The sequence below is a fragment of the Commensalibacter sp. Nvir genome, assembly GCF_963921845.1.
GTDB lineage: Bacteria > Pseudomonadota > Alphaproteobacteria > Acetobacterales > Acetobacteraceae > Commensalibacter.
The window spans coordinates 1-1,596 of sequence record NZ_CAWUGZ010000087.1; the positions used below are offsets into that span (position 1 = coordinate 1).

The 1,596-nt window shown below is 30.6% G+C and carries 2 protein-coding genes; both read left to right on the top strand.

Annotated features, from left to right (window positions below; genetic code table 11):
- The first annotated feature begins 179 nt into the window (after positions 1-179).
- On the top strand, positions 180-626 hold the full coding sequence (locus AABE15_RS05930; RefSeq protein ID WP_338330366.1) for a type IV secretion protein Rhs: 447 nt from the start codon (positions 180-182) through the stop codon (positions 624-626).
- Between the two features lie 321 nt (positions 627-947).
- Positions 948-1,457: a 5-fold beta-flower protein gene (locus AABE15_RS05935; RefSeq protein ID WP_338330367.1), complete on the top strand. Its 510-nt coding sequence runs from the start codon at positions 948-950 to the stop codon at positions 1,455-1,457.
- Positions 1,458-1,596: the final 139 nt, after the last annotated feature.

The window sequence follows — 1,596 nt, forward strand, 5'->3', positions numbered from 1 at the left end:
AGGTAGAATAGTATACTGCTTTAATAAACATTATGTGAATATTATTTATTATTCAAATTATTTTTAATGAATATATAATGAACCTATAAAGTGCTTATTAAAAATAAAAGAATAAATTTATTGGTTTCCTAAAATATTAAGTAATTTTAGTATAGTCGTAAGCATGAATGACGAGGAGGATGGTCCTGATGATTTATGGCAAAGAACGATTTAATAAATGGTTTTGGTATTATTTAAGTTTTATTGTTTTAATATTAATTTTGAGTATGCCACTCTTGTGTGCCCAAGGTCCTATTTACGATAAAAATGGTAATTATCTTGGTAGGATGGACAAAGATGGTAGTTTATATGATGATAGGGGTAATTACCGAGGAAGACAAAATTCACAAGGTGATTTATACAATAGGCAGGGGGGATATAAAGGGAGAGTTGAAGAAAATGGCAATATCTACAGTTCCTCTGGTATCTATGAAGGTCGCATAGATTTGGATGGAAGTATTTATGATCAATCGGGTCAATTTAAGGGTAAAGTAGATGAGAAAGGTAATGTTTATAAAGCCTCAGGGGAATATCTTGGTCGTGTAGATCCCCACCATCCACAAACTGCATTTAAGCTTTTAAAATAAAAAAAATTACCATAAACTGCGTAACATCATAATGCTTGCGATTGAAAGTATGCTCCGTTGCACCTTGATATTTTTTAAGTATCAGAATATGCTTACTTTTATTATTGTATATTTATTCTGTCTAAAGTAATTAATTCTGATTTTGTCAAAGGATATGCTATAGTATTTACTAGGTGTTTAGCAATTGATGCGATAGAATGCTTAGGGTTATACCCAGGATAATTCCTTTGCGCTAATCATTTAATGTACAATAAAAATAATATTTGCTTGCTTCTGATAGTTACGTGTCTTTTGACCACTTAATTTATTGAAGAGGAAAAAATGAAGTTAAATATGAAATTATTTGCAATAACTGCTTTAGGTTTTGGATTAATAGGGGGTTCGAGTTTTGCTGTTGATGCAACTCAACAAGCGGCCTCTGCAGTACCTGTTGCACCTGTAGTAGCGGTCGCTCCCGTAGCCATGATACAACCCAGTGCAGTATATAATATACAATTATCAAGAATTGATCGTGGAGGTTACATTTACAATACTACCAATCAATGTATAGGACGCATAGACAGCCATGGTAATATTTTTAATGGCAATAATACTAACCTAGGACAAATTCATAAAAACGGATATGTCTATAATGCAAACAATCAAAACATTGGTCGTATTACAAAAAAAGGAAAAATTTTTGATAGTAATAATAAATTCGTAGGAAAAATTAATCGCGACGGAAGAGTATTCAATTTTAATAATATTGCCATGGGTACTGTAGATCCCGCGTATCGTAATGCTGCAGTGTTGTTATTACTGGGAGATAATAACCTTTTTAAAGTTAGGTAAAAATTTAAATAAATTGCTTTTAAGATAATTAATACATAGTAATTTTGAAGGTATATTTTTTTATAGTCTTCAAAATTACTTTTTTTAAAGATATCGTTATCATTGCACTATAAAATCAAATAGTTTTTCAATCTAAAAA